The sequence below is a fragment of the Streptomyces sp. NPDC003691 genome, assembly GCF_053981115.1.
In genome coordinates, this window is sequence record NZ_JBSFNQ010000125.1 from 1 (window position 1) to 15,864 (window position 15,864).

Annotated in this window: 11 protein-coding genes and 1 pseudogene; 4 read left to right on the forward strand and 8 right to left on the reverse strand. The window is 72.7% G+C overall.

The features are described 5' to 3' along the window. Nucleotides 1–59 precede the first annotated feature (59 nt). Entirely contained in the window at nt 60–1,319 is a 1,260-nt protein-coding gene (locus ACWDR0_RS32090; RefSeq protein ID WP_456355338.1) for an extracellular solute-binding protein, read from the reverse strand. Nucleotides 1,320–1,513: 194 nt separating this feature from the next. On the opposite strand from ACWDR0_RS32090, the gene ACWDR0_RS32095 reads away from it, so the two are divergent. Together ACWDR0_RS32095 and ACWDR0_RS32100 are read left to right on the forward strand one after the other, a co-directional pair. Next, on the forward strand, nt 1,514–1,729 hold the full coding sequence (locus tag ACWDR0_RS32095) for a dodecin (protein ID WP_456355339.1): 216 nt from the start codon (nt 1,514–1,516) through the stop codon (nt 1,727–1,729). A gap of 326 nt (nt 1,730–2,055) precedes the next feature. Continuing rightward, nucleotides 2,056–4,401 carry an ATP-binding cassette domain-containing protein gene (locus tag ACWDR0_RS32100; protein ID WP_456355340.1) on the forward strand — a complete coding sequence of 782 codons (2,346 nt, stop codon included), beginning with the start codon at nt 2,056–2,058 and terminating at the stop codon, nt 4,399–4,401. A gap of 66 nt (nt 4,402–4,467) precedes the next feature. Here ACWDR0_RS32100 and ACWDR0_RS32105 read toward each other — a convergent pair whose 3' ends face one another. From ACWDR0_RS32105 to ACWDR0_RS32115, 3 genes are read right to left on the reverse strand one after another with little or no spacing between them, the layout of a single operon-like run. Next, entirely contained in the window at nt 4,468–5,214 is a 747-nt protein-coding gene (locus tag ACWDR0_RS32105) for a succinate dehydrogenase/fumarate reductase iron-sulfur subunit (protein WP_456355341.1), read from the reverse strand. Next, entirely contained in the window at nt 5,211–7,154 is a 1,944-nt protein-coding gene (locus ACWDR0_RS32110; RefSeq protein WP_456355342.1) for a fumarate reductase/succinate dehydrogenase flavoprotein subunit, read from the reverse strand. The genes ACWDR0_RS32105 and ACWDR0_RS32110 overlap by 4 nt, the downstream gene beginning before the upstream one ends. A 1-nt stretch (nt 7,155) precedes the next feature. Beyond that, a complete protein-coding gene (locus tag ACWDR0_RS32115; protein ID WP_456355343.1) occupies nt 7,156–7,878 on the reverse strand; it encodes a succinate dehydrogenase cytochrome b subunit in 723 nt (240 codons plus the stop codon). A gap of 95 nt (nt 7,879–7,973) precedes the next feature. Here ACWDR0_RS32115 and ACWDR0_RS32120 point away from each other — a divergent pair, with 95 nt between their 5' ends. Continuing rightward, nucleotides 7,974–8,876: a LysR family transcriptional regulator gene (locus ACWDR0_RS32120; RefSeq protein WP_456355344.1), complete on the forward strand. Its 903-nt coding sequence runs from the start codon at nt 7,974–7,976 to the stop codon at nt 8,874–8,876. Between the two features lie 217 nt (nt 8,877–9,093). Here the strand turns inward: ACWDR0_RS32120 and ACWDR0_RS32125 are convergent, their stop codons facing one another. The 3 genes and pseudogenes from ACWDR0_RS32125 to ACWDR0_RS32135 form a co-directional block, all read right to left on the reverse strand. Then, nucleotides 9,094–11,361, reverse strand: a complete 2,268-nt coding sequence (locus tag ACWDR0_RS32125) for a putative bifunctional diguanylate cyclase/phosphodiesterase (RefSeq protein ID WP_456355345.1) — start codon at nt 11,359–11,361, stop codon at nt 9,094–9,096. Beyond that, nucleotides 11,361–12,173: an SAM-dependent methyltransferase gene (locus tag ACWDR0_RS32130; RefSeq protein ID WP_456355346.1), complete on the reverse strand. Its 813-nt coding sequence runs from the start codon at nt 12,171–12,173 to the stop codon at nt 11,361–11,363. Before ACWDR0_RS32130 ends, ACWDR0_RS32125 begins: the two co-directional genes overlap by 1 nt. A 252-nt stretch (nt 12,174–12,425) precedes the next feature. Then, nucleotides 12,426–13,469, reverse strand: a pseudogene (locus ACWDR0_RS32135) (SCO0930 family lipoprotein). A gap of 524 nt (nt 13,470–13,993) precedes the next feature. Here ACWDR0_RS32135 and ACWDR0_RS32140 point away from each other — a divergent pair. Next, nucleotides 13,994–14,605, forward strand: coding sequence for a hypothetical protein (locus ACWDR0_RS32140; protein WP_456355347.1), 612 nt, complete (start codon nt 13,994–13,996; stop codon nt 14,603–14,605). A gap of 118 nt (nt 14,606–14,723) precedes the next feature. Here ACWDR0_RS32140 and ACWDR0_RS32145 read toward each other — a convergent pair whose 3' ends face one another. Further along, nucleotides 14,724–15,437, reverse strand: coding sequence for a hypothetical protein (locus ACWDR0_RS32145; protein WP_456355348.1), 714 nt, complete (start codon nt 15,435–15,437; stop codon nt 14,724–14,726). Nucleotides 15,438–15,864 lie beyond the last annotated feature (427 nt).

The window sequence follows — 15,864 nt, forward strand, 5'->3', positions numbered from 1 at the left end:
GTGAGGACGCGTCCCCGCCCCGCGGTAGGGAGGGGGTGCCGGGGAGGCCGGCGGGTGGCTCAGAGGGTGGAGCCGAGGATCTTGGTGATGGCGTCGGACGCCTTCTTGGCCTCCCGGGCGGGGTCGCCGCCCTTGAGCACCGCCGTCATAAAGGGCTTGATGGGGTTCTTCAGCTCGACGTTGGCCCAGCGCGGCGAGTTCGGGGTGGCCTTGCTGCCGGGGGCACCGGCGCCCTGCGCCATGGCCTTGTTGCTCTCCCCCGCGACCTGGCCGCCCAGCCGCTTCTTGTTGGGCACGTAGTTCATCGCCCGGGCCAGTTCGATCTGCCACTTCTCGTCGGCCAGGGCCTTGACGACCTCGATGGCGGCGGCGCGGTTGTCGGCCCGCTCCGGGACGATGAGGTCGGAGCCGCCGGTGAAGACCGCACCCGGCTTGCCGTTCTTGCCCGGTATCGGGAAGTAGCCGAGGTCTTCCTTCTTCAGCTCGGGGTTGGCCTTGAGGATCGCCGCCGCGGCGCCGGGGGTGTCGATCAGCTGGGCGACATTACCCTCGGCGAAGACCCCGGTCTGGAGCGGGGTGCGCTCGTCGCCCGCCACCGGACCCCGGCCGAGGGCCTGGAGCTGCTTGTAGAACTTCATGCCCTTGACGGCCGCTTCACTGTGAAGCGTGCCCTCCCAGACACCGCTGCGCTCGACGGCCAGCTCACCGCCCGCCTCCCAGACGAAGCCGGCGAGGGTGTACCAGTCCTGCCCGGGGAGGTAGATGCCCTGGTTGCCGTTCTTGTTGAGGCGCTTGGTGACCTCGAGCCACTCCTTCTGGCTCTTGGGCAGCTCGGTGACGCCCGCCTCCTGGAAGATCCTCTTGTTGTAGATGACCACGCGGTTGGCCGCGTACCAGGGGATCCCGAACTGGGCGCCGCCGATGTTCCCGGGGTCGGCGAGACCGGGCAGCCACTCCTCCTGCCCGAGGTCGCGGGTCGCCTCGACGGTGAGGTTGGTCAGCGCGTCGGTCTCCGCGTACTGGGCGACCTGGGTGTTGCCGACCTCGATGATGTCGGGTGTGCCCTTGCCCTCCAGGGCGGCGTTCACCTTGGCACCGATACCGGTCCACTCCTGGAACTCGACCTTCAGGTCGACATCCGGATTGTCCTTCTCGTACTGCTTGGTGAACCGTTCGAGGAAGTCGTCGGAGGCGCTGTCCTTCATCAGCCAGATCTTCACCGTGGTCGTGTCGGACCCGGTGCCGGGGATGATTCCGCAGCCGGTGAGCGAGACGAGGCACACCAGTGCGACAGAGGTGGGGACAGGGCGGCTTCTCACAACGTTCACCTTATGGCATGAAAATGTGAACCCGATGGGGGGTATCGCGCTCAGGGACGCGCAGGGCGTGGCTGGATTTTGGTATGGACCAAAAGCAGAGGTCAAGCCCCGCAATGGCCTCGATCAGGACACTTCTCCCGCGGCACGTTTGGACCGCAGGACGAGGTGAGCGTACCGAGAGGAGCCATGGGCCCATGCCCAATCACACATATCGCGTCACCGAGATCGTCGGAACCTCCACCGAAGGCGTCGACGAGGCGATCCGTAACGGAATCAAACGCGCAAATCAGACCATCAGAGGGCTGGACTGGTTCGAGGTCCAGCAGGTACGCGGCCATATCGCCGACGGCCGCGTCGAGCACTACCAGGTGGGCCTGAAGGTCGGTTTCCGGCTGGAGGACCCCGCGTAACAACCTGCCGGACACCGCGCCGGGCGAACCGTCACCGGCGAAGGTTTCCGGCCACCGGCATATTCGGAGAGCCTCTCCACTTGTGAAAGTCCCTCGTCGGAGCGGGGGAAGGACCGGTGTACGACGCATGTCGGCATGGTGTACCGCGCCTTGGCGCACCGCCCGGCGGCGGGGCGTACGGACACCGGGTGCCGGGAGTCCGCCGTACGGAGCGGAACCGGCCCGCCACCACCCCCGCCCGGCGGCGGGCACCCCCGGCCCGGAACCTCGCGGCCGGCCCCGCCCCGGCGGCCGCTCCCCCACCCGACCGCCTAGGATTGACCGCCGTGCCCAACGCCCATGACCCCTTTGTCCGTGTTCGCGGTGCCCGGGAGCACAATCTGCGCGGAGTCGACGTGGATGTGCCGCGGGACTCGCTGGTGGTGTTCAGCGGGGTGTCGGGGTCCGGGAAGTCGTCCCTGGCCTTCGGCACCGTCTACGCCGAGGCCCAGCGCCGCTACTTCGAGTCCGTCGCGCCGTACGCCCGGCGGCTGATCCACCAGGTGGGCGCGCCGAAGGTGGACGAGATCACCGGGCTGCCGCCCGCGGTCTCCCTGGAGCAGCGCCGTGCCACCCCCTCCGCGCGCTCCTCGGTGGGCACGGTGACGGCCCTCTCCAACTCGCTGCGGATGCTGTTCTCCCGGGCCGGGACGTATCCGCCGGGGGCGGAGCGCCTGGACTCGGACGCCTTCTCGCCCAATACGGCCGCGGGGGCCTGTCCCCACTGCCACGGTCTGGGCGAGGTCCACGGCACCGGCGAGGACCTGCTGGTCCCCGATCCGTCCCGGTCGATCCGCGAGGGCGCCGTCGCGGCCTGGCCCGGGGCCTGGCAGGGCAAGAACCTGCGCGACATCCTGGACGCCCTCGGATACGACGTCGACCGGCCGTGGCGGGAGCTCGCCGCGAAGGACCGGGAGTGGATCCTGTTCACTGACGAGCAGCCGGTGGTGACGGTCCATCCGGTCCGGGACGCCGACCGTATCCAACGGCCGTACCAGGGCACCTACCAGAGCGCCCGGCGCTATGTGCTGCACACCTTCGCCAACTCGAAGAGCCGGACGCTGCGCGCCAGGGCGGAGCGCTTCCTCCGGTCCTCGCCCTGCCCGGAGTGCCGGGGCGGGCGGCTGCGCCCCGAGGCCCTGGCGGTCACCTTCGCCGGCCGGTCCATCGCCGAGCTGGCGGCCCTGCCGCTGCGGGCCCTGGCGGAGCTGCTGACCGCGGCCCGGGCCGGGGGCGACGAGACCACCCGGGTGCTGACCGGGGATCTGCTGGCCCGGATCGCGCCGGTCGCCGAACTGGGGCTCGGCTATCTCGGCCTCGACCGGCCCGCGCCCACGCTCTCCAGCGGGGAGCTCCAGCGGCTGCGGCTGGCGACCCAGTTGCGGTCGGGGCTCTTCGGGGTGGTCTATGTACTCGACGAACCGTCGGCGGGACTGCACCCGGACGACACCCGGGCCCTGCTGACGGTGCTGGAGCGGCTGAAGGCGGCGGGCAATTCGGTGTTCGCCGTGGAGCACCATCTGGAGGTGATGCGGGCCGCCGACTGGCTGGTGGACGTCGGTCCGGGCGGCGGCGAGCGCGGCGGGCGGGTCCTGTTCAGCGGCCCGCCGTCCGCGCTCGCCGGGGTGCCGGAGTCGGCGACCCGCCGCCATCTCTTCGGCCCGGCGGGCCCCGCGGCCCGGCCGGCGCGGTCGCCGTCGGGGCGGCTGGAGCTGGGTCCGGTGACCCGGCACAATCTGCGGGGTGTCCGGGTCGGGATCCCGCTGGGCGTGCTGACGGCGGTCACCGGTGTCTCCGGCTCGGGCAAGTCGACCCTGGTCGGGGAGATCACTGCGGACACGCCCGGGGCGGGCCGTCCCGTCACGGTGGACCAGAGGCCGATCGGCCGGACACCCCGGTCCAACCTCGCTACCTACACCGGGCTGTTCGACACCGTGCGCAAGCTCTTCGCGGCCACGGAGGGAGCGCGCGAGCGCGGCTTCGGCGCGGGCCGCTTCTCCTTCAATGTGGCGGGCGGCCGGTGCGAGACCTGCCAGGGCGAGGGCGCCGTCTCGGTCGAGCTGCTCTTCCTGCCCAGTACCTATGCCCCCTGCCCGGAGTGCGGCGGCGCCCGCTACAACGAGGAGACCCTCGCGGTGCGGCGGCGGGGGCTGACGATCGCCGGGGTGCTGGAGCTGACGGTGGAGGCGGCGGCGGAGCACTTCGCCGATGTTCCGGCGGCGGCCCGCAGCCTGGGCGCGCTGCTGGACGTGGGGCTGGGGCATCTCCGGCTGGGGCAGCCGGCGACGGAGCTGTCCGGCGGCGAGGCACAGCGCATCAAGCTGGCGAACGAACTCCAGCGGCCGCGCCGGGAGCCCACCCTGTACGTCCTGGACGAGCCGACGGCCGGGCTGCACCCGGCCGATGTGGAGGTCCTGCTGCACCAGCTCGACGGGCTGGTGGACGCGGGCCATTCGGTGGTGGTCGTGGAGCACGACATGACGGTGGCGGCCCGCGCGGACTGGGTGATCGACCTGGGTCCCGGCGGCGGCGCGGAGGGCGGCCGGGTGGTGGCGGAGGGCCCGCCCGCCCTGGTGGCCTCGGCCCCCGGCAGCCGTACCGCGCCCTGGCTGGCCCGGGCCCTGATGCCCTGACCGGCGCGCGGGCCGGGACGCCCGCCCCTGCCGGAGGGCGCCCCGGGCAACCCCGCCGCCCGGCCGTCAGCCGCGGGTGCGGCGGGTGGCGCGCAGCCACTCCTTGTTCATCGCCGAGATGGACGGCAGCGGAATGCCCTTGGGGCAGGCCGTGGCGCATTCGCCGGTGAGGGTGCAGCCGCCGAAGCCCTCCTCGTCCATCGCCGCGACCATGTCGAGCACCCGGCTCTCCCGTTCGGGTCCGCCCTGCGGCAGGACGTTGAGATGGTTGACCTTCGCCGAGGTGAAGAGCATCGCCGAGCCGTTGGGGCAGGCGGCGACGCAGGCGCCGCAGCCGATGCACTCGGCGTGCTCGAAGGCGAAGTCGGCGTCGGCCTTGGGCACCGGGGTGGCGTGGGCTTCGGGCGCCGAGCCGGTGGGGGCGGAGACATAGCCGCCCGCCTGGATGATCCGGTCGAAGGCGGTCCGGTCCACCACCAGGTCCTTGACGACCGGGAAGGCGGCGGCCCGCCACGGTTCGACGTCGATGGTGTCGCCGTCGGCGAAGGAGCGCATATGGAGCTGGCAGGTGGTGGTCCGCTCGGGACCGTGGGCGTCGCCGTTGATGACCAGGCTGCACGCGCCGCAGATGCCTTCGCGGCAGTCGTGGTCGAAGGCGACCGGGTCGTCGCCGCGGAGGATCAGCTCCTCGTTCAGGGTGTCGAGCATCTCCAGGAACGACATGTCCGGGGAGATTCGGTCGACCTCGTACTCGGCCATGGCGCCGGGTGCGTCGGCGCGCTGCTGGCGCCAGACGCGGAGGGTGAGCCTCATGCGTAGCTCCGCTGGGTGGGGTGGACGTGTTCGAAGACGAGGGATTCCCGGTGGAGTACGGGGGCGCGCCGGTCCCGGGGGAACTCCCAGGCGGCGACGTAGCCGAACTCCTCGTCGCGGCGCGCGGCCTCGCCGTCGGCGGTCTGGGACTCCTCGCGGAAGTGGCCGCCGCACGATTCGGCGCGGTGCAGGGCGTCGAGGCACATCAGCTCGGCGAGCTCCAGATAGTCGACGATCCGGTTGGCCTTCTCCAGCGACTGGTTGAACTCCTCGCCGGTGCCGGGGACCTTGATGCGCTGCCAGAACTCCTCCCGGATCTGCGGGATGCGCTCCAGGGCCTTGCGCAGTCCCTCCTCCGTACGGGACATCCCGCAGTACTCCCACATGAGTTCGCCGAGTTCCCGGTGGAAGGAGTCGGGGGTGCGGTCGCCGTCGACGGCGAGCAGCAGGTGCAGCCGGTCCTCGGTCTCGGCGACGGTCTCGGCGACCTCCGGGCGCCCGGCGACGGACTCGCCGAGGGGGGTGCGGGCGAGGTAGTCGTTGATGGTGGCGGGGAGGACGAAGTAGCCGTCGGCGAGCCCCTGCATCAGGGCGGAGGCGCCGAGCCGGTTGGCGCCGTGGTCGGAGAAGTTGGCCTCGCCGATCGCGAAGAGCCCGGGGACGGTGGTCTGGAGGTCGTAGTCCACCCAGAGCCCGCCCATGGTGTAGTGCACGGCGGGGTAGATCCGCATGGGGACCTCGTACGGGTCCTCGGCGGTGATCCGCTGGTACATGTCGAAGAGGTTGCCGTACTGCTCCGCGACCTTCGCGCGGCCCATCCGGCGGATCGCGTCGGCGAAGTCGAGATAGACGCCCTGGCCGCCGGGGCCGACCCCGCGGCCCTCGTCGCAGACGTTCTTGGCGGCCCGGGAGGCGATGTCGCGCGGGACCAGATTGCCGAAGGAGGGGTAGATGCGCTCCAGGTAGTAGTCCCGCTCGTCCTCGGGGATCTCGCCCGCCGGGCGGGTGTCGCCGGCCGCCTTCGGCACCCAGATCCGCCCGTCGTTGCGGAGCGATTCGCTCATCAGGGTCAGCTTCGACTGGTGGTCGCCGGTGCGCGGGATGCAGGTGGGGTGGATCTGGGTGAAGCAGGGGTTGCCGAACCAGGCGCCGCGGCGGTGGGCCCGCCAGACCGCGGTGGCGTTGGAGTTCATGGCGTTGGTGGAGAGATAGAAGACATTGCCGTAGCCGCCGGTGGCCAGGACCACCGCGTCGGCGAAGTGGGTGGAGATCTCGCCGGTGATCAGATCCCGGGCCACGATGCCGCGGGCCCGGCCGTCGACGACGATCAGGTCGAGCATCTCCGTGCGCGGGTGCATGGTGACGGTGCCCGCGGCGATCTGCCGGGAGAGCGCCTGGTAGGCGCCGAGGAGGAGCTGCTGGCCGGTCTGGCCGCGGGCGTAGAAGGTACGGGAGACCTGGACGCCGCCGAAGGAGCGGGTGTCGAGGAGTCCGCCGTACTCCCGGGCGAACGGAACGCCCTGGGCCACGCACTGGTCGATGATCTCCACGGAGATCTGGGCCAGCCGGTGCACATTGGACTCGCGGGCCCGGAAGTCGCCGCCCTTGACGGTGTCGTAGAAGAGGCGGTGGACCGAGTCGCCGTCGTTGCGGTAGTTCTTGGCGGCGTTGATACCGCCCTGGGCGGCGATGGAGTGGGCCCGGCGGGGCGAGTCCTGGTAGCAGAACTGCTCCACCCGGTAGCCCTGTTCGCCGAGGGTGGCCCCGGCCGCCCCGCCGGCCAGCCCGGTGCCCACCACGATGACGGTGTGCTTGCGGCGGTTGGCCGGGTTGACGAGCTTCGCCTCGAAGCGGCGGCGGTCCCAGCGTTCGGCGACCGGCCCGTCCGGTGCCCTGGTGTCGGTGAGGGGGGCGCCCGTCTCGTACTCCGTGTAACTCATTTCAGCTCACCACTCCGGTCATGACGGCGACGGGTACGGAGACGAAGCCCGCGGTCAGGACGAGCGCGAGGCCGTTGGCCGTGGCCTTGAGGGCACGGTCGCGGCGGGCGCTGCCCGCGCCGAGGGTCTGGGCGGCGCTCCAGAAGCCGTGCCGGACGTGCAGCCCGACGGCGAGCATCGCCGTGAGGTAGATGACATTGCCGTACCAGGTCGAGAAGGTGGCGACGACGTTCTCGTACGGCTTGCCCGCCTCCGCGTTCTCGTTGACCGTGAGGGTCGTGAGATCGAGGATGTGCCAGACGATGAAGAGCGCGATGATCACCCCGCCCCAGCGCATGGTGCGGGTGGCGTAGCTCGACCGGCGCTTCTTGTGCACATAGGCGGTGGGGCGGGCCCGGATGTCCCGGCGGCTCAGCTGGTACGCGCTGACCGCGTGGGCCACGACCGCGGCGAGCAGCACGATACGGACGATCCAGAGCGCCCATTCGTGGTGGAGCACGGGCGCGCCCATGGTCCGCAGCCAGTGGCCGTAGGCGTTGAACTCCTCGGGGCCGAAGAAGACCTTCAGATTGCCCGCGACATGGGCGACCAGATAGCCGAGCATGATCAGCCCGCTGACCGCCATCACGGCCTTCTTGCCGACCGTGGACCCCCAGAAGGAGTGCGGGGGCCGGGGCCGGGTCCCGTCCGCCGGTTTCCGTGCCGTACGTGTTGCCGAAGCCATGCCGGCAACCGTAGGCGCGAGCATGACCAGTGGTCCAAGACATGATCCGGCTGATCTCGATAGCCAGAGCCTATGCAGGGGTCTACCCTGGCGATATGCAGTTCCAGCAGCTCCTGTACTTCGTGGCCGTGGCGGAGACCCGGCACTTCACCCGGGCCGCCGAGCGGGTCCATGTCTCCCAGCCGTCGCTCTCCCAGCAGGTGCGGGCGCTGGAGAACGAGCTGGGGGCGGAGCTGTTCAGCCGGGCCCGGGGCAATATCGCGCTGACCGAGGCGGGCGAGGCGCTGCTGCCGCTGGCCCGGCGGATCCTGGCGGACGCGGACACCGCCCGGCACGAGGTGCAGGAGCTGGTCCGGCTGCGCCGCGGCCGGGTCAGGCTCGGGGCCACCCCCAGCCTCTGCACCGGGCTGCTCCCCGATGTGCTGCGCTCGTTCCACGACCGGCATCCGGGGATCCGGCTGCTGATCGACGAGGGCGGTTCGCACGATCTGGTGCGCAGGCTGGCGCGGGGCGCGCTGGACCTGGCGCTGGTGGTGCTGCCGCTGCCGCCCGCGTCACCGGTGCTGACGACGGTCGAGCTGCTGCGCGAGGATCTGGTGGTGGTCTCGTCGGCGGCCGCGCCCGGGCCGCCGGCCCCGGTGCGGATCGCCGATCTGCGGGATGTGCCGCTGGTGATGTTCCGGCACGGCTACGACCTGCGGGAGCTGACCGTCGCGGCCTGCCGGGCGGCCGGGTTCGAGCCGTCGTTCACGGTCGAGGGCGGTGAGATGGACGCGGTCCTGGGCTTTGTCCGGGCCGGTCTCGGGGTGGCGGTGGTGCCCCGGATGGTCGCGGACCGCTCGGGGCCCGGTCTGCGGGTGACCGCGCTGGCCCGGCCGGGGCTGCGGCGGACGATCGCCCTGGCGCACCGGAGCGACGTGGCACCGCCGCGGGCCGCCCGGGAGCTGCAGAAGCTGCTGCTCGCGACGGCGGGCGGCGGGGCTCCGGGCGCGGGCTGAGCCGTACGGCACTGGCCGGCGAGCATGGCGGACGGGATTCCGTGGGCGGGGGGGGGCGGTCACCGGCCGGGTGGGCCGGGCACCCCGGACGGGCGCACCCGGCCCGGGGGCGTAGGCACGAGGACGGCTCCGGAACGATGCGCCGCGGCGGGCCCGGACCGGCAGGACCTCGCCGGTGCCCGGGCGTCCCGGCCCGGCCCTCGCCGGTACGGCGGGTTCAGATGGCGTCCGCCAGCGACAGGGTGTGCAGTTGGTCGGGCGGGCCCGGCCTGGCGTAGTACCAGCCCTGCGCGGTGTCGCAGCCCAGCTGCCTGAGCTGGTCGGCCTGGACCCCGGTCTCCACGCCCTCGACGGTGACCGCGAGTTCGAGGCTGTGCGCCAGCGACACGATGCCCTCGACGATCTTCAGATCGACCGGGTCGACGGGCGCCTGCTGCATTCCCTTGGTGAAGGAGCGGTCGAGCTTCAGGATGCTGACCGGGAGCCGCCGCAGATTGGCCAGGTTGGAGTAGCCGGTGCCGAAGTCGTCGAGGGCGATGTCCACACCGAGGTCGGCCAGTTGCCGCAGCGGCCGGAGCAGCCCCTCGTCCGCTCCTATCAACGCGGACTCGGTGACCTCCAGGCAGAGCGCGCCGGGTTCGAGTCCGGCGCGCTCCAGGACGGCGACGGTGTCCTGGACCAGTCCGGGGTGCTGGAGCTGCGCCGGTGAGAGGTTGACGTTGATCCGCAGCGGACCGGTCCCGGCGCAGTGCTGCTGCCAGTCGCAGGCCTGGCGTACCGCCTCCTGGAGGACCCAGCGGCCCAGCGGGACGATCAGTCCGGTGTGCTCGGCCAGCGGGATGAACTGGTCCGGGCCGAGGACCCCGTGCTGGGGGTGGGACCAGCGCACCAGTGCCTCGGCGCCGTGGACCCGGCCGTTGCCCATCTGGACCAGCGGCTGGTACTCGATGAAGAACTCGCCGCGCTCCAGGGCGGCGGGCAGGGCGGTGGTCAGCCCGTGCCGGGTGATGGCCCGCTGGTCGAGCTCCGGATCGGCCATCTCGAAGCGGTTCCCGCCGCGCGCCTTGGCGCGGTACATGGTGATGTCGGCGCTGCGCAGCACCTCGGCGGTGGTGCGTTCGCCGGCCGGTCCCTCGACGATGCCGATGGACCCGCGGACGGTGAACTCCCGGCCGTCGACCAGGATCGGGGTGCCGAGGGCGCCGAGGATCCGGGCGGCCAGTTCGCCGACCTCGTACTCGGTGTCGGGTCCGGTGGTCAGGGCGACGAACTCGTCGCCGCCGAGCCGGGCGACCATCTCGCCGGGGGCGGTGGCGCAGCTCTGGAGCCGGTCGGCGACCTCGACGAGCAGCCGGTCGCCGGTGGCGTGGCCGAGGCTGTCGTTGATGGCCTTGAAGCCGTCGAGGTCGAGATAGCAGAGACCGAACCTGGCCTCGCCCGCGCCCGCCCGGTCCGCCGCGGGCTGCCCGGCGCCGGACTGCCCGGTACCGGGCCGGTCCGCTCCGGACGGGGCCGCGAGCTGGCCGTGGCCGGGTCCCGTACCGGCGAGGGCCTTCTCCAGCCGTTCGAAGAAGAGCGTGCGGTTGGGCAGCCCGGTCAGGGCGTCGTGGGTGGCCTCGTACCGCAGCCGGAGGTTGAGCAGTCGGCGTTCGGTGGTGTCCTCCAACAGTGCCAGCAGATACTGCGGCCGCCCCTCCGGGTCGCGCAGCAGGGACATCGTCAGATTGGTCCACAGGACGGTGCCGTCGTCGCGGAAGAACGGCTTCTCCACCCGGAAGTGTTCGCGCTCGCCGCGCTTGAGCTCCCGGTAGAGCTGGGCGACGTGCGGACGGTCCTCGGGATGGGTCCACTCGGTGATCTTCTTGCCGCGGACATGGTGCTCCAGTCCGCCGAACATCCGGGTCAGGGTCTCGTTGACCTCGACGATCGTCCCGTCGAGCTCCGCGATGCCGATACCGATCGCCGCGCCCTCGAAAACCGCCCGCAGCCGGGTCTCGGTGGCGTGCAGGGCATGGACCGCGTCGGAGCGGGCCACCAGGGCGGAGCGGGCGACGGCCTCCTGCTCGGCGAGGGTCCGGTCGCGCAGCCCGGCCGCGAATCCGGCGGCCACCGCGTGCTGGAGGCGGGTGCAGCGGGTGCGGCCGTCCTCCACGGCCAGCTCCTCCTCCCCGGCGTCGCCGCAGTACAGCACGAGATAGGCGTCGATGACGCCGAGGGTGCGCACCAGCGCGTCGGGGTCGGTGCAGTGGGCGTCGACGAGCGCGGCGCCGATCCGCTGGGCCGGGGCCGGGTCGAAGGGCCGGGCGTGCAGCAGCTCGCACAGGGTCCGTGCCAGCGGCACCAGATGCTCCTCCACCTCGCCGCGGGTGAGCGAGGTCGCTGTCACGGGGAAGACGGCACGGCTCCAGATGGTCGCGAAACGGCGGAGTCTGTCCTCAAGACCGTCCGGGTCCGCCGTGGGACCCGTCGCCTGCGACGGCGGCATCACGCCTTGCGCCCCACCCCTGCGTAGCTTGAGAAGGCATATGGGTCCTCCTGCTCGGCTGGGGTGTCCGGACGCCAGTGCGGCGTGTACACCAGTCCGGGCTCGACCATCTCGTACCCCTCGAAGAACCGAGCAATTTGCTCTTGTGAACGCAATGTCAGTGGACTGCGGATGTCACGGTAGACCCCCAGGGCGCCTTCCGTCTGCTCCTGCGTCACCGGGACGCCGTCGTACGCGGCATGGGTGAGAACGACCAGACTCTCCGGCGGAAGTGCGTCTGCCAACTCCCGTACCGCGCCGTACGGGTCCTCCGCGTCCTCGACGAAGGGAAGCACGCCGAGCAGCAACAGCGCCACCGGCCCGGCCGTATCCAGCAGTTCGGCGACCTCGGAGCCGTCGAGGATCTGCCGGGGTCTGCGCAGGTCGGCGGTGGCCACGGCGATCCCGGGGTCGCCGCCCGCCACCGCGCGCCCATGGGCGACGGCGACCGGATCGTGGTCCAGATGGACGATGCGACAGGCCGGGTCGGCGGCCCGGGCGACCTCGTGGACGTTGCCGTACGACACCATCCCGCAGCCGATGTCGAGGAAACGGGTCACCCCGCGGCCGACCGCCCAGGTCACCGCGCGTCGCATGAACGCCCGGTCGGCCTGGACGGTTTTGGGGAGCCCGGGCAGAAAGCCCAGGGCCCGGCGCGCGGCGTCCCGGTCGGCGGCGAAGTTGTGGGAGCCGCCCGCGTAGTAGTCGTACATCCGGGCCACGCTGGGAACCGAGGTGTCGATGCCGGGCGGGGCCCAGGCAGCACGCTCCATCGATGTCTCCAACCCGGTCGACCGGACCGCCGTGCGGATGCTCCGGCCGTGCTCGCGGCCGGTGTTCGAGCAGAGGCTACTGATCGGCCGCCCATTGGGCGAGTCCAAACCGGAATCGGCGGACCGGTTGTTGGTCACATCACGGGGTCGCGGGGACCGGCCCCCCGGCCCGCGTGGGGGGCGGGCCGGGAGGCCGGGGACCGTGACGGCGGCCCGGTCCGGCCGCCGCGGGGACCGTCCGTGGTCACCGGGTCACTTCGCCGTCCTGACCGCCTTGCCCTGCGGGGTCACGGCGAACCAGGTACCGCCCACACCCTGCCCGTTGACGTCCCCGGGCCTGCGGTCGCCCGCGAAGGTGTAGAGCGGCCAGCAGTCGATGGTCTGCTGCCGGATGCCGTCGGGACGGGCGAAGGTGACAAAACCCTTCTTGAGGACGCCCCGGGTGTCGTTCTTGTTGACGGGGGCCACCACCGGCTATTTCTCCAGGCATTCCCCGGTGCAGGCGGTCCGCATCGGCCAGGCCGAGTCCTTGAGGAAGCGGTAGACCGTCATACCCTCGCGGTCCACCACGATCTCGCCGAGCTTCGGATCCTTCCGGGTGGCGAGTCCGGGCGGGCTCGCCGGTTCGGCAGGGCCCGAACCGGAACCGGAACCGTCGCTCCGGCCGCCCCCGGTGCCGTAGCCACCCGTACCGCCGTTCCCGGCCGCCGCCCCGCCGGCCTTCACCCCGGCCTTCCCGCCGTCCGGCGCGGCGGCGAACCAGGTGCCGCCGACGCCCTGCCCCTTCGCCTCCCCGGCCCGGGTGTCCTTGGCGTACCGGTAGACGGGCCGTCCGGCGACGGTCAGCTGCCGTACGCCGTCGGGCCTGGCGACCTCGCCGAGGAGGGCGGCATCGGTCCCGGGCGGGGCCGTCGCGCCCTCCGCGGCGACCACCGGCCAGGCCTTCGCGCAGTCGCCTTCGCAACGGGACCGCGGGGGCGACGCGGAGTCCTCGTCGAAGCGGTAGAGGGTGAACCCCGCGCTGTCGGTGAGGACCCTGCCGAGTGCCGGGCTGTCCCACACCGCGAGCCGTCCGGCCGGCCCGGCTCCGGTGCCCGGCGCGGTCGTGCCGCCGGATCCGTAGTCCCCGTAACCGCCGCTGCCGGGCCGGGCCGGCTGGGCCGCGCCGACGGGCTGTCCCCCGCCGGTGTCCCCGCCCGTGTCCCCGCCGCCCCTGTCCTCCTGACCGCACGCCGTCGTCAGTACGAGCAGGGCCGCCGCAGCCGCGGCGAGCGACGCGCTCCGCCAGGTCGTCATGGTGTACTCCCGTAGGTCCGTCTCCGTGTCCGAGGTGTCGGCGGCGCCCGGGTACACCGTCCACGGCCCTAGGTACGGAGGCGGTACGGGGATCCGTTCAACCGGGCCGGAAGTTTTCCGGACCCGGGTGCGGCGGGGGTGCGGGCTCGGGGGCGGCGGCGTGGGGGCAGCGGGAGTACGGGGCACGGGTGCGGCGGAGTGGCGGGGCGCGGGGGCAGCGGGGAGATGCGGGCACGGGCGGCGGGTTGGCGGGCGGTACGGAGCATCGGCCGGGCGCGGTGTACCTGCGCCGTGGGCCCTGCCCGGTCCGCGCGGATCCGGCGAGTCCTGCCCGACGGCGGGCCCGGACCGGCGGCGGCGCGCCGCCGGTGTCCCCCGCCCGGCGGACACGGATGACCCGTTCGCCCGGCAGCGATCGCGACGCGGCCCCCGCGCTCCTAGCGTTCCGGGTATCGAGGGGCACGCTCCGCCGTTCCGCGGAAACCGGTTCCGCGCCTGCTCCTCGGGGACCCGGAGGAATGCCCATGCGCGCGATACGTGCCGCGTCCGCCGCTCTGCTGGGAGCGACCGCACTGGCCCTGGCCGCTCCCGCCGCCCTGGCCGGCGGCAACGGCGACCCGGTCCGGTTCACCGTCTCGCCGTCGACCGTCGCGCCGGGCGGGCGGGTCGCGCTCTCGGCGAGCAACTGCGCCACGACGGCCACCGCCTCGTCCGGGATCTTCGACACGGCGAACATCCGGCCGGGTACGTCGGCCACGGCGACCGTGGACTCCGACGCGCGGCGGGGGGCCCAGTACTCGGTCCGCTTCACCTGCGGCAGTCAGCAGGGAACGTTCGTCCTCACGATCAGCGGCGGCAGCGCCAGCCCCACGACCAGTTCGACCTACCGGCCGCCGGCCGCCAGCACCACGCCGGTGCCGTCCGCGACCCGTACGGCCACCGCGACCGCCACAGCAACCCGGACCGCGACGGCCACGGCGACCGTGACCCCGCAGGGCGTCCGGGGCGGGCTCGGCGGCAGCATGGGCGGCGGGGCCGGTCCGGGTGAGTTCGCGGTGGGTGCCGCGTTCGTCGCCGCGGCCGTGGCCGGAACCGTCTTCGCGGTGCGCCGCCGTACCGCGGACCGCCGCCACTGACGGTGAGCCGCAGGTCCCGGATCCGTACCCGCACCCCGGTGCCGCCGGTGCCCGTGGCACCGGTCCCCGCGAGGGGCCGGTGCCACGGGCGTACTCGCCGACCGGGAGGTTCGTCCGGTCAGGCGGCTCCGCCGGTCTCCCGGCGGCGCCGGGAGATCACCAGGGCGCCGCCGAGCGCGGCGGCGGCGACCAGCGAACCGCCGACGGTCATCTCGGCGGTCGTCGGGCCCATCGAACCGCCGAGGCCGCCGCGGGCGCCCCGGCCGCGGAGCACCGCGAACTCGGCGGTCTCCACCCGGGTGCCGCCGTTGCACCGGACGGCCAGGTTGTACTCGCCGGGCGCGGCGCGGTCGTAGACCCGGGCGAAAGCGGTCTGCACATCGTCCCTGTTGCCGTTGCCCCCGTTACCGCCGGTGCCTCTGTTGTCCCGGGCGTCCGGTGCCTCCCGGTTGTCACCGGATCTGTTGTCGCCGGATCTGCCGTCACCGGCCCGGTTGTCGCCGTTGCCCCTGTTGTCACCGCTCTCACGGCCGTCGCGCCCGTCCCCGCCGCCGGCGTTGTCGCGGAAGTCCGCGTTGCCGCGGTTCTCCAGCCGGGCCGTCGGAAAGGCGTTCGAGGTCACCGTGCCGCCACGGGAGCAACCGCGCACGGTGACCGTCAGGGTGCCCCCCTCGTGGACCGCGCGCGGGTGGACGGAGAGGGCGAACGGTCCGGTATCCCGGTTGTCCCTGCCGTCCCCGCCGGCACCGCCGCCCGCGAACGCCAGGGGCGCCGGAACACCGACGGCCACGCACGCGGCCGCGGCCACTGCGAGAGCGCGTGAAGCACGCATCGTGAACCTCCAGCGGAAGACGCCCGGAGCGGCGCTCCGGGTTTGTCGACGAGTACGCCTTCCATGACGAACCCTCACCGGGCCGCCCGGGGGCCGCATGTCGGCGCTCGGCCGACCCGGTGAGCCGACACACCCACGGGAGGCCGAATGGCCCGCGCGGACCCGCAGGTCACACACCGTCACCCGGATCGGGGAAGTCGTGGCGGGGCGTTGACACGGATGGGTCACCCCCGCTGGACGGCGCCACCCGTTCGCTCCGCCCCGATCGCCGGGGCGTTCCGGCTCACCTACCGTGCCCAGGGAATCGACCGGAGTCGCCGCCGGACCGGACGGAGCTCGTCTCCAGCCTCGCGGTCAACCAGGCCGCCCTGCCGAACCTCATGAACACCCTCTCCGACGAGGGCGTCACCACGGAGTTCTTCCAGCC

What these genes read in the sequence shown, in the direction of transcription:
- ACWDR0_RS32095 (WP_456355339.1), top strand. Translation starts at nt 1,514, where the DNA reads ATGCCCAATCACACATATCGCGTCACCGAGATCGTCGGAACCTCCACC.
- ACWDR0_RS32105 (WP_456355341.1), bottom strand. Translation starts at nt 5,214, where the DNA reads ATGAGGCTCACCCTCCGCGTCTGGCGCCAGCAGCGCGCCGACGCACCC.
- ACWDR0_RS32110 (WP_456355342.1), bottom strand. Translation starts at nt 7,154, where the DNA reads ATGAGTTACACGGAGTACGAGACGGGCGCCCCCCTCACCGACACCAGG.
- ACWDR0_RS32115 (WP_456355343.1), bottom strand. Translation starts at nt 7,878, where the DNA reads ATGGCTTCGGCAACACGTACGGCACGGAAACCGGCGGACGGGACCCGG.
- ACWDR0_RS32120 (WP_456355344.1), top strand. Translation starts at nt 7,974, where the DNA reads ATGCAGTTCCAGCAGCTCCTGTACTTCGTGGCCGTGGCGGAGACCCGG.
- ACWDR0_RS32125 (WP_456355345.1), bottom strand. Translation starts at nt 11,361, where the DNA reads ATGCCGCCGTCGCAGGCGACGGGTCCCACGGCGGACCCGGACGGTCTT.
- ACWDR0_RS32130 (WP_456355346.1), bottom strand. Translation starts at nt 12,173, where the DNA reads ATGGAGCGTGCTGCCTGGGCCCCGCCCGGCATCGACACCTCGGTTCCC.
- ACWDR0_RS32140 (WP_456355347.1), top strand. Translation starts at nt 13,994, where the DNA reads ATGCGCGCGATACGTGCCGCGTCCGCCGCTCTGCTGGGAGCGACCGCA.
- ACWDR0_RS32145 (WP_456355348.1), bottom strand. Translation starts at nt 15,437, where the DNA reads ATGCGTGCTTCACGCGCTCTCGCAGTGGCCGCGGCCGCGTGCGTGGCC.